Origin of the sequence: Nonomuraea gerenzanensis (genome assembly GCF_020215645.1) — a bacterium.
Classification (GTDB): Bacteria; Actinomycetota; Actinomycetes; order Streptosporangiales; family Streptosporangiaceae; genus Nonomuraea; species Nonomuraea gerenzanensis.
In genome coordinates this window covers 8,282,426-8,306,612 of record NZ_CP084058.1, presented here as the reverse complement: position 1 = coordinate 8,306,612, position 24,187 = coordinate 8,282,426, and the positions used below count along the sequence as shown (strand labels likewise).

At 72.5% G+C, this 24,187-nt stretch carries 25 protein-coding genes; 9 read left to right on the top strand and 16 right to left on the bottom strand.

All coding sequences use genetic code 11. The features are described from left to right. Window position 1: 1 nt before the first annotated feature. Window positions 2–1,324 (bottom strand): NADH-quinone oxidoreductase subunit NuoH, encoded by a 1,323-nt coding sequence (gene nuoH, locus LCN96_RS38625; protein ID WP_225267377.1) that lies wholly within the window; start codon window positions 1,322–1,324, stop codon window positions 2–4. A gap of 11 nt (window positions 1,325–1,335) precedes the next feature. After that, a complete protein-coding gene (locus LCN96_RS38620) occupies window positions 1,336–2,265 on the bottom strand; it encodes a helix-turn-helix transcriptional regulator (RefSeq protein WP_225267376.1) in 930 nt (309 codons plus the stop codon). 530 nt (window positions 2,266–2,795) lie between these two features. Here LCN96_RS38620 and pip point away from each other — a divergent pair. Beyond that, window positions 2,796–3,746, top strand: a complete 951-nt coding sequence (gene pip / locus LCN96_RS38615) for a prolyl aminopeptidase (protein WP_225267375.1) — start codon at window positions 2,796–2,798, stop codon at window positions 3,744–3,746. Between the two features lie 98 nt (window positions 3,747–3,844). Here pip and LCN96_RS38610 read toward each other — a convergent pair whose 3' ends face one another. Next, window positions 3,845–4,843 (bottom strand): nucleoside hydrolase, encoded by a 999-nt coding sequence (locus LCN96_RS38610; RefSeq protein WP_225267374.1) that lies wholly within the window; start codon window positions 4,841–4,843, stop codon window positions 3,845–3,847. Window positions 4,844–4,963: 120 nt separating this feature from the next. On the opposite strand from LCN96_RS38610, the gene LCN96_RS38605 reads away from it, so the two are divergent. Then, window positions 4,964–5,521, top strand: a complete 558-nt coding sequence (locus tag LCN96_RS38605; RefSeq protein WP_225267373.1) for a CGNR zinc finger domain-containing protein — start codon at window positions 4,964–4,966, stop codon at window positions 5,519–5,521. Window positions 5,522–5,590: 69 nt separating this feature from the next. Here LCN96_RS38605 and LCN96_RS38600 read toward each other — a convergent pair whose 3' ends face one another. Together LCN96_RS38600 and LCN96_RS38595 are read right to left on the bottom strand one after the other, a co-directional pair. Beyond that, complete coding sequence (locus LCN96_RS38600; RefSeq protein WP_225267372.1) at window positions 5,591–5,869, bottom strand: hypothetical protein; 279 nt, start codon at window positions 5,867–5,869, stop codon at window positions 5,591–5,593. A gap of 89 nt (window positions 5,870–5,958) precedes the next feature. Beyond that, window positions 5,959–6,726, bottom strand: a complete 768-nt coding sequence (locus tag LCN96_RS38595) for an IclR family transcriptional regulator (RefSeq protein WP_225267371.1) — start codon at window positions 6,724–6,726, stop codon at window positions 5,959–5,961. Between the two features lie 75 nt (window positions 6,727–6,801). Between LCN96_RS38595 and LCN96_RS38590 the strand changes: the two genes are divergently transcribed. The 4 genes from LCN96_RS38590 to LCN96_RS38575 are packed head-to-tail and all read left to right on the top strand — an operon-like array spanning window position 6,802 to window position 10,836. Next, entirely contained in the window at window positions 6,802–7,950 is a 1,149-nt protein-coding gene (locus tag LCN96_RS38590; protein ID WP_225267370.1) for a cupin domain-containing protein, read from the top strand. Continuing rightward, window positions 7,947–8,789 carry a fumarylacetoacetate hydrolase family protein gene (locus tag LCN96_RS38585; protein ID WP_225267369.1) on the top strand — a complete coding sequence of 281 codons (843 nt, stop codon included), beginning with the start codon at window positions 7,947–7,949 and terminating at the stop codon, window positions 8,787–8,789. The genes LCN96_RS38590 and LCN96_RS38585 overlap by 4 nt, the downstream gene beginning before the upstream one ends. Next, window positions 8,789–9,532 (top strand): maleylpyruvate isomerase family mycothiol-dependent enzyme, encoded by a 744-nt coding sequence (locus tag LCN96_RS38580; RefSeq protein ID WP_225267368.1) that lies wholly within the window; start codon window positions 8,789–8,791, stop codon window positions 9,530–9,532. Before LCN96_RS38585 ends, LCN96_RS38580 begins: the two co-directional genes overlap by 1 nt. Window positions 9,533–9,561: 29 nt before the next feature. Further along, window positions 9,562–10,836: an FAD-dependent oxidoreductase gene (locus tag LCN96_RS38575; protein WP_225267367.1), complete on the top strand. Its 1,275-nt coding sequence runs from the start codon at window positions 9,562–9,564 to the stop codon at window positions 10,834–10,836. Between the two features lie 51 nt (window positions 10,837–10,887). Here the strand turns inward: LCN96_RS38575 and LCN96_RS38570 are convergent, their stop codons facing one another. From LCN96_RS38570 to LCN96_RS38550, 5 genes are all read right to left on the bottom strand, one after another. Next, entirely contained in the window at window positions 10,888–12,066 is a 1,179-nt protein-coding gene (locus LCN96_RS38570) for a glycosyltransferase family 4 protein (protein ID WP_225267366.1), read from the bottom strand. Then, window positions 12,063–12,773 carry a sulfotransferase family protein gene (locus tag LCN96_RS38565; RefSeq protein WP_225267365.1) on the bottom strand — a complete coding sequence of 237 codons (711 nt, stop codon included), beginning with the start codon at window positions 12,771–12,773 and terminating at the stop codon, window positions 12,063–12,065. The genes LCN96_RS38570 and LCN96_RS38565 overlap by 4 nt, the downstream gene beginning before the upstream one ends. A gap of 223 nt (window positions 12,774–12,996) precedes the next feature. Next, entirely contained in the window at window positions 12,997–14,598 is a 1,602-nt protein-coding gene (locus LCN96_RS38560) for a CocE/NonD family hydrolase (protein ID WP_225267364.1), read from the bottom strand. 19 nt (window positions 14,599–14,617) lie between these two features. Next, complete coding sequence (locus LCN96_RS38555) at window positions 14,618–15,070, bottom strand: DUF3237 domain-containing protein (protein ID WP_225267363.1); 453 nt, start codon at window positions 15,068–15,070, stop codon at window positions 14,618–14,620. Then, entirely contained in the window at window positions 15,067–16,233 is a 1,167-nt protein-coding gene (locus tag LCN96_RS38550; protein ID WP_225267362.1) for a flavin-dependent oxidoreductase, read from the bottom strand. The genes LCN96_RS38555 and LCN96_RS38550 overlap by 4 nt, the downstream gene beginning before the upstream one ends. A 71-nt stretch (window positions 16,234–16,304) precedes the next feature. Between LCN96_RS38550 and LCN96_RS38545 the strand changes: the two genes are divergently transcribed. Further along, entirely contained in the window at window positions 16,305–16,835 is a 531-nt protein-coding gene (locus LCN96_RS38545) for a MarR family winged helix-turn-helix transcriptional regulator (RefSeq protein WP_225267361.1), read from the top strand. A 32-nt stretch (window positions 16,836–16,867) separates the two neighbouring features. Here the strand turns inward: LCN96_RS38545 and LCN96_RS38540 are convergent, their stop codons facing one another. From LCN96_RS38540 to argG, 3 genes are all read right to left on the bottom strand, one after another. Beyond that, complete coding sequence (locus LCN96_RS38540; protein ID WP_225267360.1) at window positions 16,868–17,296, bottom strand: ATP-binding protein; 429 nt, start codon at window positions 17,294–17,296, stop codon at window positions 16,868–16,870. Window positions 17,297–17,381: 85 nt separating this feature from the next. Then, window positions 17,382–18,188: an SAM-dependent methyltransferase gene (locus LCN96_RS38535; protein WP_225267359.1), complete on the bottom strand. Its 807-nt coding sequence runs from the start codon at window positions 18,186–18,188 to the stop codon at window positions 17,382–17,384. Window positions 18,189–18,491: 303 nt separating this feature from the next. After that, on the bottom strand, window positions 18,492–19,943 hold the full coding sequence (argG, locus tag LCN96_RS38530) for an argininosuccinate synthase (RefSeq protein ID WP_225267358.1): 1,452 nt from the start codon (window positions 19,941–19,943) through the stop codon (window positions 18,492–18,494). Between the two features lie 22 nt (window positions 19,944–19,965). On the opposite strand from argG, the gene LCN96_RS38525 reads away from it, so the two are divergent. Both LCN96_RS38525 and LCN96_RS38520 read left to right on the top strand, forming a co-directional pair. Beyond that, window positions 19,966–20,166 carry a ferredoxin gene (locus tag LCN96_RS38525; RefSeq protein ID WP_225267357.1) on the top strand — a complete coding sequence of 67 codons (201 nt, stop codon included), beginning with the start codon at window positions 19,966–19,968 and terminating at the stop codon, window positions 20,164–20,166. Window positions 20,167–20,208: 42 nt separating this feature from the next. Further along, window positions 20,209–20,853: a nucleoside/nucleotide kinase family protein gene (locus LCN96_RS38520; RefSeq protein ID WP_225267356.1), complete on the top strand. Its 645-nt coding sequence runs from the start codon at window positions 20,209–20,211 to the stop codon at window positions 20,851–20,853. Between the two features lie 7 nt (window positions 20,854–20,860). Here the strand turns inward: LCN96_RS38520 and LCN96_RS38515 are convergent, their stop codons facing one another. From LCN96_RS38515 to LCN96_RS38505, 3 genes are all read right to left on the bottom strand, one after another. After that, window positions 20,861–21,286, bottom strand: a complete 426-nt coding sequence (locus tag LCN96_RS38515) for a hypothetical protein (protein WP_225267355.1) — start codon at window positions 21,284–21,286, stop codon at window positions 20,861–20,863. 258 nt (window positions 21,287–21,544) lie between these two features. Further along, window positions 21,545–23,041 carry a PhoX family protein gene (locus tag LCN96_RS38510; RefSeq protein ID WP_225267354.1) on the bottom strand — a complete coding sequence of 499 codons (1,497 nt, stop codon included), beginning with the start codon at window positions 23,039–23,041 and terminating at the stop codon, window positions 21,545–21,547. Between the two features lie 403 nt (window positions 23,042–23,444). Beyond that, window positions 23,445–24,092, bottom strand: coding sequence for a hypothetical protein (locus LCN96_RS38505; RefSeq protein WP_225267353.1), 648 nt, complete (start codon window positions 24,090–24,092; stop codon window positions 23,445–23,447). Window positions 24,093–24,187 lie beyond the last annotated feature (95 nt).

The following is a 24,187-nucleotide window of genomic DNA, read 5'->3' as shown; positions in this document are numbered from 1 at the left end:
GTCAGCGGTGATCGGGTGAAGGCCGGCCCACCCCGTGGTAGTGCGGCAGGTCGAGCGGCGGCACAGGGAAGCCACCGGCCGCCGGCTCCTCGGACAGTTGCTCGAACTCGGCCTCCACCTGCGCCTTCTTCGCTTCCTTGCGCCGCTGGTCGACGGTGTCGAAGCGCATCCAGATGGCCAGCGCGCCGATCACGATGACCACGCCGAGCCCGATGCCGAGCGTCCGGTCGCCCTCGTTGACCACGATGTTGCGCACCGCGGCCACCAGCAGGATCCAGGCCAGGTTGACCGGGATGAGCACCTTCCAGCCCAGCGACATGAGCTGGTCGTAACGCACCCGCGGCAGCGAGGCGCGCACCCACACGATGAAGCAGAACGTGAGCACGAACTTGATGAAGAACCACAGCACCGGCCACCAGCCCTGGTTGGCCCCCTCCCACAACGAGATCGGGAACGGCGCCCGCCAGCCGCCCAGGAACAGGGTGACCGCGATGCCCGAGGCGGTGAAGGTGTGCAGGTACTCGCCCATCATGATGAGCGCGAACTTCAGCGACGAGGAGTATTCGGTCTGGAACCCGCCGACCAGCTCGCCCTCGCCCTCGGGCAGGTCGAACGGGATGCGCGCGGCCTCGCCGAACATGCAGATCACGTAGACCAGGAAGGACGGGATGAGCAGCACCGCGAACCAGGTCTGCTCCTGCGCCTTGACGATCTCGGAGGTGGACAGCGTGCCGGCGAACAGGAAGATCGCCACGAACGACAGGCCCATCGCGATCTCGTAGGAGACCACCTGGGCCGCCGAGCGCAGCCCGCCCAGCAGCGCGTACGGCGAGCGCGACGACCACCCGGCCAGCACCACGCCGTACACCGACACCGCACCCATGGCCAGCATGAACAGCACCGCCACCGGCAGGTCCACCAGCTGCAGCGGCGTCTCGACACCGAACAGGTTGACCACCGGCCCGAACGGCACGATGGAGAAGGCCAGGAAGGCCGGCACCACCATGATCACGGGCGCGAGCAGGTAGAGGACCCTGTCCACGTTCCGGGGAAAGAGGTCCTCCTTGAGCCCCATCTTGATCGCGTCGGCGACCGACTGCAGCAGGCCGAACCTGCCGGCCCGGTTGGGGCCGTAGCGGTGCTGCATCCGCGAGATGAGCTTGCGCTCGAACCAGACGCCGAGGACGACCCCGAGCCCGAGGAAGGCGAAGAGCATCACGGCCTTGACGATGGTGATCCAGAGCGGGTCGCGGCCGAAGTCGGCGAGGGTGGGGTCGGCCGCGTGAGCCGTGGTCAGAAGTGCCGTCGTGCCGTGGTGCGTCATGGACGGGCACGTTAGTGCGCGAGCCGTTCGGTGTCTTGAACGAATGCGAACAGCTGTTTCGGCGTCATCGCCGTCATCGCGCGGATCTCCCGCGTGAGATGGGGCTGGTCGGCGTAGCCGCAGGCGACCGCCTCCGACAGCATGGCCGACGGCCGGCTCAGCGTGCGCACCGCCCGCTGGAAACGGGCGACCCTGGCGACCGTCTTGGGTGACAGGCCCACCACCCGGCGGAACCCCAGCTCCAGGTAACGGCGGCTGACCCCCAGCTCGCCGGCCAGCGCCTCGACCGTGCGCGGCCCCGCCGGCTCCTGCAGCCGCCACCACGCGTACATGACCAGCCCGTCGGCGATCCCGGCGCCCGCACCGCCGCGCGACCATGCCGTCGGCGCCGCCGGCGCCTCGGCCGGCGCTGTCAGGGGCACGGCCGGGAGTGCTGGAGCGGGCGCTGCCGTCGGTCCCAGCGCCAGCGTGGCCACAGGCTCTGCCGCCAGGCTCGCCGCCAGCCACCGCTCCAGCGCACCGAAGCGCCCCGCCCAGCTCGCCGTCTCCACCAGCCGCCCGGTCAGCTCCTCCGCCCGCACGCCCCCGAGCAGGTCCTCCAGGGGCACGGCCGTTCCGGCCACCTCCCGCATGGGCACCCCGAGCAGCGCCGACATCCCCGCGGGCGTGAGCCCCACCGCCACCCCATGACGCCACAGCGAGTACGGCCACAGCGTCGCGGCGGCGCGCGGCCCGGTGACGATCGCGCGCATGGCGGTGAAGTCGACGATCAGGGTGGCCGCGTTGAGCGGCAACATCCTGGTGGGCTGCTCCGCCCCGGCCGGGGCACGGAAGCCCGCCCACCCCAGCACGTAGGGGCGCAGGCGGGGCCCCGACGCGCGGGCGACGGACTGGTAGGGCTCGGGCCGCGGGTGCTCGGGCAGTGAGTGGATGGACCGCACGTCACCCATCTTGCGGTGTCCACGGCCCGGGCGGGACCTCGGGGAGCACCGGGCGCGGCACTTTCCTGCCGCGCGGGCGGGGGGTTTGTTGCTTCGCAGCGAGTTCGAGAGACCCCGTTCCGTGCAACGTATCCGGGTATGACGGCGAAGACGAAGAAATCCTGCTCATGCGGACACGGATCCTCCTGCTCCTGCGCCAGCGGCTGTAGCTGCGGCTGCAACTCCTGATCCCCTCACCCCGGTACGCGAGCCCAGGCGCCGGCGGGTAGAGCACAGAGCCGTGCTCGCGAGACCCGGCACGGAGCCGATCGATCGGTGAGAGTGTCGATGCCGACCTCCTCGGACGTGGCGATGCCGCCATGCGCCGGGATCGGCTGGGCCACGGGCGTACACGGGACTCCGGGTCGGCCTCCGCGGGACCGGCACGGCGGGCCTCGGCGCCGGGTGATCGGTCTCGCGGACGACGAGCCGGTCACCGGCGTCCTGGCCTGCTCGGCCCGGGGACGTACGGTGATCTATCTTCGGATGTCGTGAGCGACTGGTACCCGAAGACGGAACCGTACGAATCCGGCATGCTCGCCGTCGGCGACGGCCAGGAGATCTACTGGGAGACCTGCGGCGATCCGGCGGGCAAGCCCGCGCTGTTCCTGCACGGCGGTCCCGGTGGCGGCCTGCTGCCCGACCACCGGCGCTTCTTCGACCCGGACGCGTACCGGATCGTGCTGTTCGACCAGCGCAACTGCGGCCGCAGCCGGCCCTACGCCGGCGACCCGGCGGTCTCGCTCGCGCACAACACCACGCCGCACCTCGTCGCCGACATCGAGCGGCTGCGGGAGCGGCTGGGCGTGGAGCGCTGGCTGGTCCTCGGCGGGAGCTGGGGCACGACCCTCGCGCTCGCGTACGCGCAGGCGCACCCCGATCGCGTCACCGAGCTCGTGCTGCGCGGCGTGTGGCTGGTCCGACCGCAGGACGAGGCGTGGTCCTTCACGCCGTCGGGGGCGGCGCACCTGTTCCCGGCCGAGTGGGCGGCCTTCGTCGCGCCGATCCCCGGCGACGAGCGGCACGACCTGCTCGCCGCCTACGGCCGCCGCATCACGCACCCCGATCCCGCCGTGCACGTGCCGGCGGCGCGCGCCTGGATGGGCTGGGAGCTGGCGGCGAACACGCTGCTGCCCGTGCCCCCGCCCGACCTGGGCGACGCCATGCTGGTCGGGTTCGCCCGCATCACCCACCACTACATCGCCAACGGCGCCTTCCTGCCGGAGGAGGGCCTGCTGGCGGGCATCGACCGCATCCGGCACCTCCCGGCCGTCATCGTCAACGGCCGCTACGACGTCAAGACGCCGCCCGGCCAGGCGTGGGACCTGCATCAGGCCTGGCCGGAGGCCGAGTTCCACCTCGTCGAGGACGCCGGTCACGGCGGCTCGGAGCCGGGCATCCGCAGCCTGCTGATCCAGGCCACCGACCGTTTCCGGCCGTGACGCGGCGCCCGTCCCGGTGGCCGCCGGGCCGGACGGCCACCGGGGGCACCCGGCCCGGTGGCCGCGCCGACCGGGCACCCGGCCCGGTGGCCGCGCGGCTAGGGGCGGCCGTTCAGGGTGTCGAGGAAGCGCTGCTCGAACGCGGCGGTGTCGGCCGCCGTGCCGTACCAGAGCGGGCCGCCCGACGGCGACAGGACCGTGCGCCCGGCCGACGGGCCGCTCGGCACCACGTCCACGCGGCCGTAGGTGAACTCCACGTGCCCGGGGCGGACGGCGCTCATCGCGGCGAGCGGGTCCCACCAGTAGAGCAGCGCCTGGTCGATCAGCGGCCGCACCTCGGGATGGGTGACGATCTCCAGCACGGTGTCGGCGGCCGGGGTGCGGTGGTCGGCGGCCAGCCGGTCCAGGAAGGCATCGGTGATCGGCACCTCGTTGGCGGCGTCCAGCGACACCATGCGCACGGTGCCCCGGCTCCCGGTCAGCACCGCCCGCGCCGCGGCGGGGTCGAGCCAGTAGTTGAACTCCTGCGTGCCGTCGAACTCGGGCGGCGTGCCGCAGCACAGGTTCCCCGGCACGTGCACGGCGCCGCCCATCGTGGTCAGCCGCGAGGCGGAGTACGGCAGGGCGGCGGCCGGGTTGGTGAGCGGGCCGGTGGCGATGATCTGGGTCGAGGGGTCGTCCCGCAGCAGTTTCCTGATCAGCTCGGGCGCCCGGACCGCCGACGGGGTCTCGTCGCCCGCGCAGCCGGGGGTGGCGGCCGTGAGCACCCGGTCGAAGAGCTGCCTCAGCTCGGCGGGGAAGGAGTTCGGCCCGGTGCCGGAGCCGTCGGCGATCCGCACGCCGCGCAGGCCGAGCCGCTCGGCCAGGCATCTGGCGTGGCGGACGGCCCGCCCGGGTAAGCCGGCGCCGCTGTTCGTGACGGTGATGGCGCGCAGGTCGATGCGGCCCGCCCGGTGCTCCTGGGCGAGGTAGGCCAGGGTCGCGGCGTCGTCGAAGTCCATGTCGGTGTCGAAGACGACGGCGGGGGGACGGGCGTGGGCCGGGGCCGCGGGGAGCGCGGCCAGGACGAGGAGGAGAGCAAGGAGGAGTTTTCTCATCAGATTCCCGGGTGAGTGCGGATGAGCCGGACGCGCTCCAGTCAAACCCCGGGCTGTTTCATTTCGCCCTCATCGGCCGTGCGATTGCGCGATCCCCGCGTCACCTGTCAAACTGGTGATGTGAAACATGTCTTCCTGTGCGGGAACCCCGCGCTCGACTTCGCCTGCACGATGCGCGCCCGTCGCACGGCGCGCTTCGAGACGCTGGACGCCCCGGCCACCCTCGACGCCTGGTACGTGGAGGGCGGCCTGGTCGACGCGGCGCCCTCCTGCCAGGACAGCGACCTGGCGCGGGCCGTGGCGGTGCGGGAGGCCATCTATGCGCTGATCACCGCCAGGCTCGCGGGCGACGGCTACGACGACCAGGCGCTCGCGCTGGTGAACGAGGCGGCCCGCACGCCGCCCGCGACACCCCAGCTCACCGCCGGCGGCCGGTGGACGGAGGCGACCCCCGCGCAGGCGCTGTCCACGGTGGCCCGGCACGCCATCGAGCTGCTCAGCGGGCCTGACGTGCCGCTGATGAAGGAGTGCGCGAACCCCGAGTGCACCAAGGTCTTCATCGACCGCTCGCGTGGCGGGCGGCGGGAGTGGTGCGGCATGGAGTCGTGCGGCAACAAGATCAAGGCGGCGGCCTACCGCGCCCGCAAGAAGCAGGCGGTCACGGCGCACTCGACCTGATCGAGCAGCAGGTGGTCACGGCGCACTCGACCTGATCGAGCAGCAGGTGGTCACGGCGCACCGGTCTGCTCAGAGAAGCAGGCACCGCTCCCCGGTCAGGCTCCCGTTCCAGGAGAAGACGCTCGCGCAGGAGTAGGTGCCGCGGGCGTCACCGACCAGGATGACGACGGTCACCTGGTAGTAGCCCGCCCCCGCACAGCCCCCGGCGGACAGGTCGTAGTGCTCGCCGTCCGGGGTGCGCACACCGGAGAAGCACTCGTGCGAGCCGTCCGCGCGGGCGGGGACGGCGATGAGGGAGAGGGCCAGGAGCGCGGCGCCGGCCGCGGCGGCGATGCGGCGGAGAGACATACCCCGACCGTAGGAGCGGGCGCGGGGACGATCCAGATGCGGTTGTCATCGGCTGATGTGCGTTCCTCACCTCGGCCCCCGCGACGGGCTCAGCCGGCGGCGCCGCGCATCTCCTCCTCGATGTCGCGGGCGGTCACGGCCAGGGCGCCCACCAGGGTGGGCAGCCGGTCCCGCGAGAAGCGCGTGGTCGGCATCGACACCGACACGGCGGCCTGGGCCGTGCCGTCCTGGCCGCGCACGGCGCGGCCGATGGCGGTGACGCCCGCCTCGGTCCTGCCCGCGTTGATGGCGAACCCGCGCTCCCGCGTCGTACGCAGCTCCCGCCGCAGCGCCACCAGGTTGGGCCTCTGATCGGGCCGGTCGGCCCACTTCTCCTCGCTGAACAACACGTCGAGCCGCTCGGACGGCAGGTCGGCGAGCAGCACCTTGCCCCCGGAGGCCAGGTGGGCGGGGAAGACCATGCCCTCGCGGTTGCCCACCCGCAGCGCCTGGCTGCACTCCACCGTGCCGATGAACCGTACGTGGTCGCCGGACAGGATCACCAGGTTGGCGCTCTCGCGCACCCGCTCGACCAGCGCCGACAGGTGCGGCATGGCGACCGCGCGCAGCCGCGAGGTGTGGGACAGCGAGCTGGCGCCCAGCGAGAGGACGGGCCCGGCCGCGTACCGGCGGTCCTCCTGCTGCACCGCGAAGTCCCGGTACACCAGCATGGCCAGCAGCCGGTGCGCGGTGGACGGGGCCACGCCGAGCCGCTCGGCGGCCTCGCCGACGCTGAGCGGACCCTCCACCTGGAGCAGCACGGCGAGGTGCAGCGCGTGGTCGACGCTGCGGATCGCGTAGTTGGGCGGATTCTTCACAGCAGAATGTCCTGTTCTTCTCGTACGCCCAGGCTACAAGCTGGCAACGCGTGTCACCGAGAAGGAGCCAGGAGAATGACCGAGACCGCGAACCACCCCGTGCGCCTCGCCGTGGTCGACGCCCCGGACCAGCCGCCGCCGTCGCCCGCGCTGGAAGAGCTCTACCGCGGCTTCGAGAAGGAGCTGCTGATCCCGCTCTGGACCGAGATCGGCGACCTGATGCCCCCGCATCCGCGCTCCAAGGCGGTCCCGCACCTGTGGCGCTGGCAGAGCCTGCTGGCCCTGGCCGACCAGGCCGGTCACCTGGTGCCCGTCGGGCGGGGCGGCGAGCGGCGGGCGATCGCGCTGGCCAACCCGTCGCTCGGCGGCCGGCCGTTCGCCACGCCGACGTTGTGGGCGGCGATCCAGTACCTGATGCCGGGCGAGGACGCTCCCGAGCACCGGCACACCCAGCACGCGTTCCGCTTCGTCGTTGAGGGTGAGGGCGTGTGGACCGTCGTCGGGCGCGATCCGGTGCCGATGCGGCGCGGCGACTTCCTGCCCCAGGCCGGCTGGGCCTGGCACGCCCACCACAACGGCGCCGCCGAGCCGATGGCCTGGATCGACGGCCTGGACATCCCGTTCCAGTACGCCGTGGACGCCCAGTTCTTCGAGTTCGGCCGGGACCGGATCTCCGAGGCCGAGCGCATCACGCCGGACCGTTCCCGCTCCGAGCGGCTGTGGGGGCACCCGGGCCTGCGCCCCGTCTCCGCGCCCGGCCCGCAGCCCGGCACCCCGCTGCTGGCCTACCGGTGGGCCGACACGGACCGCGCCCTGGCCGACCAGCTCGACCTGGAGGCAGAGGGGTACGCGGGGACGGTCGAGCCGGGCCACGCGGCCGTGCGCTACACCAACCCCACCACGGGCGGCGACGTGCTGCCGACCATCCGGGCCGAGATGCACCGGATCAGGTCCGGCGCCGAGACCGCGCCGCGCCGCGAGGCCGGCTCCTCGGTGTACCAGGTCTTCGACGGCAGCGGGCGGGTCACGGTCGGCGGCACGTCGTGGTCGGTGACCCGCGGCGACCTGTTCGTGGTGCCGTCGTGGCAGCCGTTCTCGGCCAAGTCGGAGTCCTCGGCGTCCGACTCCGACTCGGGCGCGCTCGATCTGTTCAGGTTCAGCGACGGGCCGGTCTTCGAGGCACTGCACCTCGACCGCGTCGCAGTGGAAGGAGACCACGCATGAAGCTCGCCACCATCCGCACCGCCGACGGCCGCACCAGGGCCGTGCGCGTGGACGGGGACACCCTCGTGGACCTCGGCCTCGCCGACGTGGGGGAGCTGCTGGCCCGGCCGGACTGGGCCGAGCACGCCGCCCGCGCGGACGGCGAGGCGGTCGCGAGCGCCGGGTTCGCGCCCGTCGTCCCCCGGCCCGGCAAGATCGTCTGCATCGGCCTGAACTACCGCAAGCACATCCTGGAGATGGGCCGGGAGCTGCCGGAGCACCCGACGTTGTTCGCCAAGTACCCCGAGGCGCTCATCGGCGCCTTCGACGAGATCCAGCTCCCGCCCGAGTCCGCGCAGGTGGACTGGGAGGCCGAGCTGGCCGTCGTGATCGGCAGCCGCGTGCGCCGCGCCACCGAGGCCGAGGCCGACGCGGCCATCGCCGGGTTCGCCGTGCTCAACGACGTCACCATGCGCGACTGGCAGTACCGCTCGCCGGTCTGGCTGCAGGGCAAGACCTGGGAGGCCAGCACGCCGTTCGGCCCGTACCTGGTCACGCCGGACGACCTGCCCGGCGGCACCCGTCCCTCGCTCACCCTCACCGGGGCGGTGGACGGCGAGGTGGTGCAGCGGGCCGACACCTCGGACCTGGTCTTCGACCCCGTCGCGCTGGTCCGGTACGTCTCCACGATCCTCACCCTGAACCCGGGCGACGTCATCGCGACGGGCACCCCCGGCGGGGTGGGCCACGCCCGCAAGCCGGCCCGCTACCTCGCCGAGGGCAGCGTCCTGGCCACCGAGATCACCGGTCTGGGCCGCTCGGAGTCGAAGGCCGTGGCTGAGCCGGAGCGAGCATCCTAATGGCCGCCGAGATCACCGATCCGGGCCGCCCGGAGGCCGCCCGGCGGAGCCTGGCCGACAGCCTGCGCTGGATGGCCGAGGGCAGCAGGACGTTCTTCGGCGCGCTGGCCGTCCTGCCGGACGACGAGCTGGACCGGCCCACGGCGCTGACCGGCTGGACGGGCAGGCACCTCGTGGCCCACGTCGCCGCGAACGCCGACGCGCTGGTCAACCTGGCGCACTGGGCGCGCACCGGCGAGGAACGCCCGATGTACACCTCGTTCGAGCAGCGTGACGCCGACATCCGGGCGGGCGCCGTGCGCTCCCCGGCCGAGCTGCGCTCCTGGGCCGCGAGCTCGGCGGAGCAGCTCGACCGGCGGCTGTCCGAGCTGGACGAGCGGCAGTGGGCCCACCCGGTGCGCACCGCCCAGGGCCGCACCGTCCCGGCGAGCGAGATCGCCTGGCTGCGCGCGCGGGAGGTCATGGTGCACGCCGTGGACCTCGGCGCCGGGGTGGGCTTCGGCGACCTGCCCGCGGACTTCCTGACCTGCCTGATCGACGACATCGCGGCCAAGCGGTCCGGCGCGGGCGACGGCCCCGCGCTCGTCCTCACGGCGGCGGGCTCCGGCGGTACGTGGCGGGTCGCGGGCGCCGGTGACCCGGCGGACGTCACCGGCACCCTCGCCGAGCTGGCGGCCTACCTGTCCGGCCGTGCGGCGGGGCCGGGCGGCCGGCCCGCGCCCGCGCTGCCGCGGTGGCTGTAGGCGGCGCGACGATGGAAGGAACCACTCAGGTGAGCAGTGACGACGTGGACGTGGTCGTGGTGGGCGGCGGCATCGGCGGCCTGTCCAACGCCCTGGCGCTCAGCCGCAAGGGGCTGCGGGTGCGGGTGCTGGAGCGGGCGCAGGAGTTCGGCGAGGTCGGCGCCGGGCTGCAGATCGCGCCCAACTGCACCCGCATCCTCGACCGCTGGGGCCTGCTCGACGAGATCGTCTCGCTCGGCGTGCTCCCCGAGCACATCGTGATGAAGGACGCCCTTGACGGCAGCGTCCTGACCAGGCTCGACCTGCACGACGTGGAGCGGCGCTACGGCTTCCCGTACATGGTGATCCACCGCAGCGACCTGCACGGCACGCTGCTGCGCGCCTGCCGGCGGGCGGGCGTGGACCTGGTCACCGACGTCACGGTGACCGGGTACGAGCAGGCCGAGGACGGCGCGGCGGCGGCGCACGGCGGGGACGAGGATGGCGCGGCGGCGACGCACGACGGCAGACGGGAGCGCGGCGCGGTGGCCGTGCATGCCGGAGGGCGTGAGCGCGGCGCGGTCGTCATCGCGGCCGACGGCCTGCACTCCGTGGCCCGCCGCCTCCTCAGCGACGACGAGCCGGTCAACTCCGCCTACGTCGCCTACCGGGGCGCCGTGCCGATCGACCGGGTGGCCGACCTCGACGTGCACACCAAGGACGTGGTCGTCTACGTCGGCCCCCGCTGCCACTTCGTGCAGTACCCGCTGCGCCAGGGGGAGATGTTCAACCAGGTCGCGGTGTTCGAGTCGCCGAAGGCGCTGGCCGGCGAGGCCGACTGGGGCACGCCCGACGAGCTCGACGCGGCCTTCGAGCACACCTGCGACCAGGTGCGGGCCGGGCTGCCGCTGATGTGGCGCGATCGCTGGTGGCGGATGTTCGACCGCGACCCGATCATGAACTGGGTCAGCGGCAGGATCGTCCTGTCCGGGGACGCGGCGCACCCGCCGCTGCAGTACCTCGCGCAGGGCGCGGTCATGGCCATCGAGGACGCCTGGGTGCTGTCGGAGCAGGTGGACGGCGCGCGGGGTGACTGGGACGCGGCGCTGGCGGCGTACAACGCCGTCCGCCCCGAGCACTGCCGCCGCGTGCTGACCACCGCGCGCGCCTGGGGCGAGCTGTGGCACCACGACGGCGACAAGCGGCTGTGGCGCAACGGCGTGCTGCGCGGGCGCGACGTGCACGACTACACCTACGTGGACTGGCTGTTCGGGCCGACCGCGCTCACCCCCGGCCAGGAGCCGCCGATGTTCCCGGCGGCCTGAGCGGAGGGAGCGGGCCCGGCCCCCGGAAGAGGGGCCGGGCAAGCGCACGGCTCAGCGGGCCGCGCGCACGTCGGTGTCGATCGGCTCGCCGTTGGACAGCGCGGTGAACAGCTTCTCCCACAGCGGCATCACGACGTGCGGGGTGTAGCCGAAGGCCGTCTCCGCCGCGGTGGCGCCCAGGCGCAGCCGCAGCTCGCGATCGCCCATCACCCGGCTCAGCGCCTCGGTCAGCGCGGGCACGTTGCGTGGCGGCACCAGCAGCCCGTCCTTGCCGGGCGTGAGCACGTCGGCGGGCCCCGTCGGGCAGTCGAAGGCGACGATCGGCAGGGCGTGGCCCATCGCCTCGATCATGGCCATCGGCAGCCCCTCGATCCGGGAGCTGAGCGCGTAGACCGACGCCTTGGCCAGCTCCTCGTGGATGCGGTTGCTGCGGCCCATGAGCTTGATCCGGCCGCCCGCGCCGACCTCGTCGATGCGCTTCTGCAGCCGCTCCTTCGACGGCCCGGTGCCGAAGATGCGCAGCTTCCACTCCGGGTGCTCCTCCGCGGTGGCGGCGAAGGCCGGGATGAGCATGTCGAAGCCCTTCTGCGGCACCAGCCTCCCCACGGCGATCACGATCTTGTTGCTCTGGTCGGAGTGCTTGCGCTCGTCCATGTGCACCGCGTTGGGGATGCGCACCACGGGCGTGTCCTTCAGCAGCTTGCGGTACTCGCGGCGGCTGGTCTCCGTCAGCACCGCCACCGCGTCGAAGCGGCCGTAGTGCCGGGCGATCTGCTCGCGGACCCGCTCGTGGTAGGAGGCCAGGTTCATGTGCTCCTGGGCGACGCGGATCACGCTGGAGGAGGCGCGGCGGGCCGCGATCAGGTTGAGCGCGGGCCGGGTGGTGACCAGGATGCCGTCACGCAGGCCGGAGACGTAGTCGATGACCGCCGCCTCGACGCGCTCGGTGAAGTACTCGGCCGCGAACTCCCCGTAGGGGACGATCTTGCCGCGGGCCCGGCGCCACACCTTGCGCGCCAGGGAGTCGGCGGTGATGCCCTCGCGCTGGTCCACCAGCGCCGACAGGCGCACCAGCGGGTCGATTGCGAACTGTGGCTCGTTCCTGCGCCGGACCACGCTGACGATCTCGACGTCGTGGCCGGCCGCGGCCATGGCGTTGGCCTGGTTGACCACGGTGCGGATGGTGCCGCCCATGCCGTAGGCGTGCAGCAGCATGTAGCGGATCTTCACGTCAGGTACTCCCAGTGCCTGCACATGTCCTTCAGCACATCAGGGACCTGCTCGGGCCTGGGCAGGTCGCGGCCGCGTTGCACCGTTCCTGAGCGGATCTTGTCCTTCCAGTCGCCCAGGCCCTTGGTCACCACGTCGGGGGTGCCGTAGGAGAGCAGCTCGGGGGCCCACGGGACGCCCAGGAAGTCGCAGATGTCGCGGCTGATCCGCTCCGGGTCCTCGGTCAGCTCCTCGTAGCGCACGGTCAGGCCGGGCAGGGCCTTGCGGGCCCGCTGCACGGCCTTCATGTACCGCAGCGCGTCGGCGGCGGCCTCGTCGGGGGTGCGCTTGCCGGGGCTGGCCTCGTACCAGGAGGAGGCGATGGAGGCGGGGTGGCGCAGCAGGAACACGAACCGCGCGTCCGGCCAGCAGGTGGACAGGCGCTCGTAGGCGAACGCGTTGGCAGGCGTCTTCTCCACAATGAACCGCTTGCCGCTGCGGACCAGCTCCCGGTGCAGCACCCGGTCCCACAGCAGGTGCTCCAGGTCGGCCTTGTTGTGCCCGAGTGCCTCCATGGCCTTCTCCGCCAGCGAGGTGTCGAATTCCACTCTCAACCGGCGTACGTGCAGCTCGTGCGGAGCATGCAGGTCCGGGTGAGCGTTGAGCATCGCCCGCAGCAGCGTCGAGCCCGAACGGACCGGCGAGATGATGAAGACCGGCGCCTGCACGAGACGGTCGGTCTTCGGATCCGCCGGCGGCCGGAAAGGCGTCTCCGGCCGTTTGACCGGGGTCCTTTCCTGCACCGTCGTCGTAGCCGCTTGCCCTGCTTTACCTACTCGGTTGAACTGGAATCCGGTGTACCTCGCCAGCGCCCCGTTGATTGTGCGCTGCCATTTCATGCCGGGGAGAGTACCCGCCCTACCTGGAAATTGCCTGAAGAAGAACGACGGCTTAACGCGGCACCACGGGCAGGGTGATGAAGGAATCAGGGAAGACGCGCTGCCGCTGGACGACCAGCTCGGCCTCCGTGGCCAGCGCGGCGGGGCGGCCGGTGCCCGGATTACGGTCGAAGCGGGGGAAGTTCGAGCTGGAGATCTGCACCCTGATCCGGTGGCCCGCCTTGAAGACCTGGCTGGTGGCCACCAGATCGACGGTGTACGTCCCGGCCGCCGTGGTGGTGCGCACGATGCCGTCGGTCACGCTCATCGCCCGGCCGTCCGGGTGGACGTTCACCAGCTTGGCCGTCCAGTCGGTGCAGGCGGCCGAGGTCCCGGCGCGCAGCGTCACCGTCACGGGGCCGGTCACCTCCAGGTCCGAGCCGAGCGCCTCGCTGGTGTAGCAGAGCACGTCGGCGCGGCGCTCCACGTCGCGCTGGTCCTGCGGGCCGACGTTCGTGGGGTCGGCCAGCAGGGTCGGGCCGCCGGTCGTGGGCACCGGGTCGCGCGGGTCGAACGTGAACGTCGCGGGCTCCGCGCCCGGCGCGGGCGGGTCGGGGGAGAGCAGGCCGCCGGGGTGCAGGTGGTAGCGGGTCTCGACGGCGCGGGCCAGGGGCCAGGACTCCTCGTCGCGCCACACGTCGTCGCCCATCACGAAGATCTTCACGGCCGGCCCGGTGTCACGGCCCTGGAGGAAGGCGAGCTGCCGCTGCTCCAGCTGGATCGCCTGGGCCGAGGCGGAGAAGCCGAAGTCCAGCCGCCCGGTGCCGGAGGAGGCCGAGGTCAGGTGCGACCAGGGGCCGATGACCAGCGGGCCGCCCAGGCGGCGGTGGTTCTCCAGCGTGCCGGACAGGAACAGGTCGAACCAGCCGGCCACGTGCATGACCGGCGCCTCGATGCGGTCGTGCCGCAGCGTCTCGGCCAGGCCCTGCCAGTACGCGTCGCGCTCGGGGTGGGAGATCCAGTCGTGCCACCACGGGATGCCCTCGACCGCGTCCAGCGGCAGCGTGCGCACCGCCGCGGCCGGGTCGGTCATGGCCGGCAGCAGCGGGCCGAACGCCGCGCCGACGTCCTCGCCCGCCTCGGCGGCGTGCATCAGGCCGAGCGCCGCCTGCATCGCGCCCCAGTTGAGCGCCGAGCCCAGGGCCAGCGCGCCGCCGTGGTACTTCAGACCGTCGTGGAAGTCGTGCGGCGTCATGGCGGCGTAGACCGCCTTGAGGCCCGGCGGGCGGGTGGCCGCCGCCTGCAGGGCGCAGCCGGCCAGGTACGACATGCCGGTCATCACCACCTCGCCGTTCGACCACGGCTGGGCGGTGATCCAGGCGATCGTGTCGTGCCCGTCGTCGCCCTCGTCCAGCCACGGCCGGAACTCGCCGTCGCTGGTGCCGCGCCCCCGGCAGTGCTGCAGCACCACCGCGAAGCCCGCCTCCAGCGCCGCGGTCAGCGGGATCGCCCGGAAGGGCCCCTCGCCGTACGGGCTGCGCGCCAGCAACGCGGGGAACGGCCCGCCCTCCGCGCGTCGGTGCACCGAGCCGCGCAGCACGGTGCCGTCACGCATCGGCATCGGGGTGTCGTACTCGGCGGTGACGCGCATCGGCGAGCGGTCGAGCTTCGGCATCGAGGGCCTCCAGCGTCGGTCAGGTCAAGGCGTAGGCGTCGTATCGGACCGCGGAGGCGGCGCGGGCCGCTGAGGCCACGGCCAGCGTACGGTTCAGCCATCCGTAGCGCTCGTCACCGGTCTCGAAACGGCAGAACAGCCGGAAGTAGTACTCGGCAGGGTCCACCGCCTCGCCCCGCGCGAGCCGCCCGAGCACCTCGGGCGGGCCGTGCCGCACGCCGCTGGTGGCGATGTAGAGCAGCGCCCCGTCGTGGGTGCGCAGTGTGTAGCGGGTGTCGATGCTGATCGCGCCGTCGGCGTGGACGACCTGCCAGTCGGCGCCGCCGGGCAGCACCACGCCCGACAACCGGGGCCCGTCGAACGAGCCGCCCACGATGTTGATCACCCGGCGGCGGCCCCACGGCGAGTCGCCGAGGTCGAGGACGGGGTCCAGCTCGACGTGGAAGGCGGCGAGCGGTTCCAGGCCCATCATGTGACGCTCCAGGAGGGCCGCTCGCTCAGCGAGGCCGGGTCGAAGCCCGCCGTGCGCTTGTAGGAGGCGGCGATCTCGGCGCGTTCCGCCAGCGGGATCACCGCCTCGATGTCGTCGAACCCGCCGGGCGCGCGCTCGTGCGCCAGCTTCATGACCACCTCGGGGCCCATCTCCCTGTTCGACAGCTGCAGCGCCGTCGTGGCGGGCCGCCGCAGCCGCTCGTACGCGTCCAGCTCGCCGCGGGCCAGCGCGTACGCCAGCACCCGGGCGTCGATGATGGCCTGGGAGGCGCCGTTCGAGCCGATCGGGTACATCGCGTGGGCGGCGTCACCGAGCAGCGTGACCTTCCCGATCGTCCAGCGGGGCAGCGGGTCGCGGTCCACCATCGGGTACTCGTACGCCGTCTCGGCCCCGGCGATGAGGCCGGGCACGTCCAGCCAGTCGAAGCGCCAGTCCGCGAAGTGCCTGCCGACCTCGGCCAGGTCGCACGGACGGTTCCAGTTGCCGCGCTCCGGGGGCTCGCCGTCGAGCGGGCGTTCGGCGATCCAGTTGATCAGGGTGCGCTCGCCGGTCTCGATCGGGTACGCGACGAACTTCTGTGTCCCGTCCCCCGCCATGATCATCGATCGGCCGGTCAGGAACGGCTCGCCGTAAGTGGTGCCGCGCCACAGCACCAGGCCGTTCCACGGCGGCGGCCCCTCACCCGGGTACAGGTGCGCGCGCACGGCTGAGTTGATGCCGTCGGCGCCGATGAGCAGGTCCTCCTCGCCCGGCCCGGTGATCCGGCTGCCGGTCCGCACGCTGCCGGGCCCGAGCCGCTCGATCACCGCCTCCAGCAGGAGCAGCTGCAGGCGGCCGCGGTGCACGGAGTACTGCGGCCAGGCGTAGCCGGCGCCGATCCCGCGCGGCTCCGACCAGATCGGCGTGCCGTAGCGGTTGAAGTAGGCCAGCTCGGCCGTGGCGACGCCGATCCCGGCCAGCCGGTCGGCCAGGCCCAGCTCGGTCAGCTCGCGGACGGCGTGCGGGAGCAGGTTGATGCCGACGCCGAGCGGCTTCAGCTCACCGGCCGCCTCGTGCACGGTCACGTCGGAGAAGCCGGCCGCGTGCAGGCTGAGTGCGGCGGTCAGCCCGCCGATGCCGGCCCCGGCGATGACGATGCGCACAGGCCCTCCCTGAGATTGTTATGGCCGAAACAATATTCCGGGTACGTGTCCGGCTACGCAAGACTTGACCGGTGAACCGTTCCCACGCCGGACCGCCCGACCTCGAGTACGCCGCGTACGCGCGGGAGCGCCTGGCCGCGATGCCGCCCCCGGCCGACCCGGAGGCGTTCGCGCTGGCCTACCACCTGCTGCAGCTCGCCTACCTGCTCGTGACGGACCTGGAGACGCGCATCCACCGGCCGCGCGGCTGGACGCTGCCGGGGTTCCGGCTGATGTTCAAGCTGTGGCTGCTGGGGCCCACCCAGCCGGTGCGGCTCGCCGAGATCTCCGCGATGTCCCGCTCGGCGGTCACGAACGCGGTCAACACGCTGGTGCGCGGCGGGCTGGTCGAGCGCAGGCCGGTGCCGGGCGACGGGCGGGCCGTGGTGGTCGCGCTGACCGGGGCGGGGGAGGAGGCGGTGCGGGAGGCGTTCGCCGAGCAGGCCCGGCGGGAGGGGCAGTGGTTCGCGCCGCTCGGCGAGGCCGAGCGCGAGCGGCTCACGCAGCTGCTGGTGCGCATCCTGCGCGAACGGCCCGCGATGGGCTTCACCCGGGGCGACTGACCACGACGGGGCTCAGCCGGGTCGACTGGGGCTCAGCCGGGCTGGCTGACCGCGAACCACACGAGCTTGCCGTTGTCCGACGGCGTCACGCCCCACTCGTCGGCGAGCGCCGCGACGATCTGCAGCCCGCGCCCGGACAGCGCGTCCACGCCGGGCGAGCGCTGGAAGGGCACGCCGTCGCCTGGATCGAACACCTCGCCGTACAACCGCCCCGCCCGCTCCTCCAGCCGCAGCGTGTAGGCGGAGCCGCCGTGCCGGACGACGTTGGTGACGAGCTCGCTGACGATGATCAGGCAGTCGTCGGTGAGGTGGGTCAGGCCCCAGCGGGCGAGCTCCGCCCTGACCAGGGAACGGGCCTCGGCGACACCGGCGGGTGCGGACGGCAGCAGGTACTCCACCGCGCGGGCCTGCGAGGCGGTCAGTGAACCGCCTTGAGCGGCCAGGTGGGGGGCCATACGCATCACGTCTCTCGGGAATTGGGAGCGCTCCCACATCCACGATAAGCGTATGTCTTCACTTTTGTGAATGCGTGGCAGAGAAGTTTCCTCAAGGGATGCGAGCGACGGCGCCGTAGTTGCCCGACGAGGCGGGCTCATCGCGACAGGCGTGGTCGTCGTCGCCCGGGCGCCACCGCGGCACCCAGACCAGCCCCGGCGCCACCAGGTCGAGCCCCTCCAGCAGCGCCGTGACCTCGTCCCTCGACCGGATCGCCAGGTGCGGCAGGGTCATCGCGAGCAGGTCGCGGATGGCCGGCAGCAGCTCCGGCGGGATGCCGTCGAAGGTGGTGTGCAGCAGGCAGAGGTAGCTGCCGCCCGGCGCGGTGTGCCGCAGCCGCTTGATGACGTAGTGGGCGTACTCGTCGTCGTGCAGGCTGTAGGTCGACAGCAGCAGCACGGCCACCGGCCGGTCCCAGTCGATGAACGTCCGGACCACGTGGTCCCTGAGCACCTCGTCGATCTCGCGTACGTCGCCCTCCACCACCCGCACCAGGTCGGTGAACGGCTCGATGGTGGCCTGCGCCATGGTGACGACCATCGGGTTGTTCTCGACGTACAGGACGCGCGGGGCGGCGCCGCAGGACTGGCGGGCCACGTCGTGCAGGCCGTGCCCGGCGGACGGGCCGCCGGGGATGCCGCTGCCCACGATCAGATACTGGTCGACGCCCTCCGCCGCCAGGTGGCGGATCACCCGGGCGAGGAAGTCGAGCACCGCGCGGGCCGCCGTGGTCAGGGCTGGAGCGGCTTGGTCGAAATGGCGTACCGCGTCCTTGTCGGCGAGGAAATGATTCTTCCCGCCGGCCGCCGCGTCGAAGATGCGGGTGATCCTGGCCTGCGTCGTCTCGAGGTTGGCCAAGTTCCGGACGGCACGCTGGTGCATGAGCGTTGCCCCTTTCCCCTCGCCGCTACCTTTGTTCCGGTAAGCGATCTTTGGACCTCACTCGATGACTCGAACCATATGTTCCAACAATTCCAGTCAATGACAACACGCTAGACCGGTTGTCTTGGAAATGTTTGGCCGGTGCATCGATGTGGCAAGGCACCTCTGCCGGGCGGGACATACCCGGCAGAGGGTGGAGTTACTCGTGCGTCAGCCGGTACCGGTCTCGATCGTCGGCCGGCGCCGTCGCTGACCGTCAGTCGGTGCCGTCGCTGACCGTCAGTCGGTGCCGACCTCGATGGCCGCCTGGTCGACGAGGTGGTCGTCGTCCGGCACCTCGACGACCTCGCCGCGCGAGGCGATCGCCTCGGCGCCGCCCTCGGACATCGCGCCGATCAGCCCGGTCGCCGTGACCTGGTTGGTGCCCAGCAGCGTCTGGTGGCCGACCATGCCGAGCCCGGCGTACTGCTCCAGCTTGGCGCGGGAGTCGGCGATGTCGAGGTTGCGCATGGTGAGCTGGCCGATGCGGTCGAGCGGGCCGAACGCGGAGTCCTCGGTGCGCTCCATCGACAGCTTCTCGGGGTGGTAGCTGAAGGCGGGGCCCGTCGTGTCGAGGACCGAGTAGTCCTCGCCGCGCCGCAGCCGCAGCGTGACCTCGCCGGTGATCGCCATGCCGACCCAGCGCTGCAGCGACTCGCGCAGCATCAGCGACTGCGGGTCGAGCCAGCGGCCCTCGTAGAGCAGCCGGCCCAGCTTCCTGCCCTCGGTGTGGTAGCTGGCCAGGGTGTCCTCGTTGTGGATGGCGTTGACCAGCCGCTCGTAGGCGGCGTGCAGCAGCGCCATGCCGGGCGCCTCGTAGACGCCCCGGCTCTTGGCCTCGATGACGCGGTTCTCGATCTGGTCGGACATGCCGAGGCCGTGGCGGCCGCCGATGGCGTTGGCCTCCAGCACCAGATCGACGGCGGAGGCGAACTCCTTGCCGTTGATCGTGACGGGGCGGCCCCGCTCGAACCCGATCGTGACGTCCTCGGCCGGGATCTCCACCTCGGGGTCCCAGAACCGCACGCCCATGATCGGCTCGACGATCTCGATGCCGGCGTCCAGATGCTCCAGCCGCTTGGCCTCGTGGGTGGCGCCCCAGATGTTCGCGTCGGTGGAGTAGGCCTTCTCCGTGCTCGCCCGGTAGGGCAGGTCACGGGCCAGCAGCCACTGCGACATCTCCGTACGGCCGCCGAGCTCGCTGACGAAGTCGGCGTCCAGCCACGGCTTGTAGATGCGCAGGGACGGGTTGGCGAGCAGGCCGTAGCGGTAGAACCGCTCGATGTCGTTGCCCTTGAAGGTGGAGCCGTCTCCCCAGATCAGCACGCCGTCGTCGAGCATCGCGCGCACCAGCAGGGTGCCGGTGACGGCGCGGCCGAGCGGGGTCGTGTTGAAGTAGGTGCGGCCGCCGGAGCGGATGTGGAACGCCCCGCAGGCCAGCGCCGCCAGACCCTCCTCCACGAGGGCCTCCCGGCAGTCGACCAGCCGGGCGATCTCCGCGCCGTACGCCGTGGCGCGGCCGGGCACCGACGCGATGTCGGGCTCGTCGTACTGGCCGATGTCGGCGGTGTAGGTGCAGGGCACCGCACCCTTCTCGCGCATCCACGCGACAGCCACGGAGGTGTCGAGGCCGCCGGAGAAGGCGATCCCGACGCGTTCGCCTACAGGGAGGGAGGTGAGCATCTTGGACACGAGTAGAAGTATATACACACGAATGCATGACCATTCAATCCACCCTCTCGACGGGCGTGTCGGCCGGTCCGGCGACAGCGAGTGTTGCGGCGCGGGCGACTGCGTGCTGCTCGCGCCCGAGGTGTTCGACCGGCGCGACGACGACGGCATCGTGCTCCTGCGGGTCCCGTGCGAGCACGACGGCCAGGTGCGCGGGGTCTACGAGCGGCCCGTCACCTGGTGACCCGCGCCGCTAGGGTGTTCGCGTGCGTCAACGGGAGATCGCGTGAGCGGCGGGGCGGGGCTGGTCGAGCGGGTGCGCAAGCTGGCCACCGGCGGCGGGCGGGTGCTGATCGGCGTCGCCGGCTGCCCCGGCGCGGGCAAGTCCACGCTCGCGGGCTGGCTGGCCACCGCGCTCACCGCCGACGGGCTGCCCGCCGTGTGGGTGCCGATGGACGGCTTCCACCTGGCCGACGTCGCCCTCGAACGCCTCGGGCGGCTGGGCCGCAAGGGCGCCGTCGACACCTTCGACGGGCACGGCTACCTCGCCCTGCTGCGCCGCCTGCGCGCCGAGACCGGCACCGTCGTGTACGCGCCCTCCTTCGACCGCGACCTCGAGCAGCCGATCGCGGGCGCCATCGCGGTGCCCCCGCAGGCCAGGGTCGTCGTCAGCGAGGGCAACTACCTGCTGTGCCCCGAGGAGCCGTGGCGGCGGGTGCGGGCGGCCATGACCGAGGTCTGGTACGCCGACCTCGACGACCGCGTCCGCCTGGAGCGCCTGACCAGGCGGCACGTGGAGTTCGGCAAGAGCCCCGAGCACGCGGCCCGGTGGGTCGCGGAGGTGGACGAGCCCAACGCCGCCGCGATCCGCGCCACCCGCCCGCGCGCCGACCTCCTGGTGGACGTCGACGCCCTGGCGCTGCGGCCCTGACCGGGGCTCAGTGGTGCGCCACGGCCGGCGCCAGCACGTACTGGTACAGCTCGTATCCCACGAAGGCGACCACCGGCAGGCCGACCGCGATGAGCAGGCGGCGCGGCAGCGGCGGCCGGGCGGCCACCACCTCGATCTCGCCGACGGGCACGATCGGCACCTCGGCCAGCGGCACCGGGTCGGGCGCCGCCGTCAGCTCGGGATGGCGCGCCAGGTAACCGGTGGGGAACGCGGTGAGATGGAAGGCGCCGCAGGCCGGGCAGCTCGTCCCCGACCAGGGAGGCTGCACGGGTACGCCGGAGGTGAGCCAGATGTCCACCTCGTTGCCGTGGTCGTCGGTCAGGTGACGGACGACGTAGTCCTCCTCCCAGACGTGAAGGCATCGCAGGCACTCGAAGGGCCATGACTCACGGGACTCGAACCCGTCGCGCACGAGGGATCACCCCCTGGCCGGGTGGAAGTGTGTGCTCTCCGAGTGTCCGCCCGGGCCCGTACCTCCGCGCAAGCGGGCAGTTGTGACACTGACCGCCACAGAATGCTCGCCCGGTGTGATGTTAGGCGCCCCGAAGCTCGAAGAACGGTCATCGATGAATGCAGCGCCCACTCAAGCGCCGTTTCCAGAGGCGGCGGCCGTCCGCCCATGGACATGCGCCCATCCTCGCCGGGCCGCAGAGGCTCGTCCAGCGACCTGTCAGAGGGGCCCGCGGTGCCAGGGGCCGCGGATCGCGTACGTGCGGCCCGGCGGGTCCAGCGAGACCGCGTCGCCGAAGTTGTTGACGAAGAGCACCGAGCCGTCCGGGCTGAAGCACGCCCCCGCGAACTCGCAGTCGTCGGCCACGTTGACCGCGAACTCGAACGGCTGCCCCCTGCGCGGGTCCAGCCCGATCAGCCGGTTCACGTTGACCAGGCCCGGCGCCAGCGGGTGCGGGTCGGCGTCGGCCGAGCCGGCGTCGTCCTCACAGAGCACGATGCCGCCCCTGGGGGTGAAGGTCAGGTTGTCGGGCGAGTCGAGCTCCTTGCGGCCGGGCGACTCGTAGACCAGCACCAGGGTGCCGCCGTCGCGGCGGCCGGGGACGTACTGCCAGACCTGGCCGTAACCCTCCCGGTAGCCGTCCGCGTTCGGCGGGTCGCCGTTCTTGGCGTCGCCGCCGCTGGTGGAGTTGAAGAAGACGCTGCCGTCGCCGTACCAGCAGCCTTCCAGGCGGTTGAACTTGGCGCCGCCCTTGGCCAGGCCCTGCAGGGTGCAGGGGGTGGCGCCGTTCTCCAGGTCCGGGTCGGGGTCGTCGATGCGCACCCACTCCACGGGCAGCCGGGCGCCCATGGTCTGGCCCTCGCGGCAGTCGTAGCCGTCCACGCCCCTGATCTTGAGCATCTCCAGCACGCCGCCGGCGGCCAGGTCGCGCGGGTTCCTGGGGCGGAAGCGGTAGAAGCCGTCGGCTCTGCCCGACTCGTCCTCGGTCTCGTAGACGTAGCCGGTGCGCGGGTCCACCGCGACGGCCTCGTGCGAGAAGCGGCCCATCGCCGTGAGCGGCTGCGACGGCGCGGGCGTGCCGGGCCGGGGGCCGTCGAGCGGCACCTCGAAGATGTAGCCGTGCTTGCGCTGCCAGCCCTGCGCCGGGCCCGCGGTCGTCTCCTCGCAGGTCAGCCAGCCGCGGTCGTGCAGCATGCGGCCGCCCGCGCAGTTGATGATCGTGCCGTTGAGGCTGACGAAGTCGCGTACCACCTCGCCGCTGCGCAGGTCCACCTCCAGCGTGGTGGTGCCGCCCACGCCCAGCTCGTCGTAGCGCTCGGAGCCCTCGACGTGCACGCGGCCGATCGGGGAGCCGGGGGTGGTGCGCACTTCGTGGTTGCGGATCAGGCGGACGGTGTGGCGGCGGGTGCCGGGGAAGGCGGCCATGCCGTCGTGGGCGATGGGGGTGGCGACGCCGTCCGTCATGGGGTCGCCGCTCTTGCTCAGCACGACGTAGGAGAAGCCCGCGGGCAGCGCGAGGAACTCCTCGCCGGTGTTCCTGGCGGGCGTGCGGCGCAGGGGGCCGTAGCCCGTCTCGCCGGGGCCGGTGGCGGGACGGCCCGCGCCCGCCCACGCGGCGTGGGCGGTCAGGGTGTCGATGGCGATGCCGCTGGCCAGCACCCCGCCGGTGGTGGCCAGGCCGCGGCCGAGGAAGGAACGGCGGTCGAGCTCGGTCATGGTGCTCCCCTCGGGACAAGGGCATGAACGTTCGATGAACGAGTGATGTCGTCAGAGTAAACGGCGGTTTGCGTGGCGAGAGGGCCCATTTATAGCGTTCGTCCGGAGACGGCGGAGCCCTCCAGGCGGGCGACGGCGGCGCGACCCCGGCCCGGTGCAGGCGCTCCGCCCAGAACGGCTGGTCGCCGATGAACGGCCGCACGGCCTGCGGCACCCCCGCGCGCAGCACGGCCGCGGTCCTGGAGGTCCAGCATCCCGTCCGGCAACGTCACCCAGTCGATCCCGTACGGGCTCACCAGCGGCCCGAACCGGCGCGGCACGGCCCTGCGCCTCGTCAGAGCCGGGAACTCCCATTGTCACGCGGGAGCCCGGGACGGCGAAGGCCCGAAGCCCGCCCCGCCCGTCAGGAACGCAGCCTGACCAGCGGCACCAGCACGACGAGCAGGAAGACGGCCCCGGCCGCGAACGTGGCCGCCACCGACACGAACATGGGCGGCAGGAAGAAGGCCCCCACGACGCAGCACCCGCCCACCGCCGCCAGGGCGTGCCCGCCGAACCGCCGCGCCCGCTCCACACCGGGCACGAACCGCAGCGGATCCACCAGCGGGCGCGCCCTGCCGAGCCCCGCGATCAGCAGGCCCAGCGCCACGGTGACGCTCACCTCCAGCGGGAAGTCGTGGCCCGCCGTCCTGAACAGCAGGCCGCCGTGCAGGACCACGAAGAACGGCGGCAGCAGCACCAGGACCAGGCCCGCCGACCCGCGCGACCCGGCGAGCGCGGGCGGCACCAGGCGGCGCACGCGTTCCGCGACCATGGTGACGCCGATCATCAACGTGCCGAGGAGGACCGTCGTCGCCGGGATCGCCGACGCCAGGACGATCCTCGGCACCTGGACTCCCGCCCGTCCCGGCCGGGGCTGCCGGGTGGTCACCAGCTCCGGCAGCGAGTCGTACACGGCTCTGGAGATCGCGGCCATCGCGAGCACGCTGAGCACGGTCACCACGACGCCCGCCCAGGGCACGCCGCTCGCTCTCCGCTCCGTCACCCGCATGCCGATCCCCTTTCAGTTGTGAGGTGCTGCGATCGTAGGATCGGGCGATCGGGGCGCACATCCAGCGTGCGGCACGTGCCGGTCATGTCCCACCA

Bases quoted from the DNA above. Each gene is read 5' to 3' on its own strand.
- LCN96_RS38525 (WP_225267357.1), top strand. From the start codon at position 19,966: ATGCATGACCATTCAATCCACCCTCTCGACGGGCGTGTCGGCCGGTCC.
- LCN96_RS38560 (WP_225267364.1), bottom strand. From the start codon at position 14,598: ATGCCGAAGCTCGACCGCTCGCCGATGCGCGTCACCGCCGAGTACGAC.
- LCN96_RS38505 (WP_225267353.1), bottom strand. From the start codon at position 24,092: ATGCGGGTGACGGAGCGGAGAGCGAGCGGCGTGCCCTGGGCGGGCGTC.
- LCN96_RS38600 (WP_225267372.1), bottom strand. From the start codon at position 5,869: ATGTCTCTCCGCCGCATCGCCGCCGCGGCCGGCGCCGCGCTCCTGGCC.
- LCN96_RS38585 (WP_225267369.1), top strand. From the start codon at position 7,947: ATGAAGCTCGCCACCATCCGCACCGCCGACGGCCGCACCAGGGCCGTG.
- LCN96_RS38510 (WP_225267354.1), bottom strand. From the start codon at position 23,041: ATGACCGAGCTCGACCGCCGTTCCTTCCTCGGCCGCGGCCTGGCCACC.
- LCN96_RS38580 (WP_225267368.1), top strand. From the start codon at position 8,789: ATGGCCGCCGAGATCACCGATCCGGGCCGCCCGGAGGCCGCCCGGCGG.
- LCN96_RS38610 (WP_225267374.1), bottom strand. From the start codon at position 4,843: ATGAGAAAACTCCTCCTTGCTCTCCTCCTCGTCCTGGCCGCGCTCCCC.
- nuoH (WP_225267377.1), bottom strand. From the start codon at position 1,324: ATGACGCACCACGGCACGACGGCACTTCTGACCACGGCTCACGCGGCC.
- LCN96_RS38590 (WP_225267370.1), top strand. From the start codon at position 6,802: ATGACCGAGACCGCGAACCACCCCGTGCGCCTCGCCGTGGTCGACGCC.
- LCN96_RS38555 (WP_225267363.1), bottom strand. From the start codon at position 15,070: ATGATGGGCCTGGAACCGCTCGCCGCCTTCCACGTCGAGCTGGACCCC.
- LCN96_RS38540 (WP_225267360.1), bottom strand. From the start codon at position 17,296: ATGCGTATGGCCCCCCACCTGGCCGCTCAAGGCGGTTCACTGACCGCC.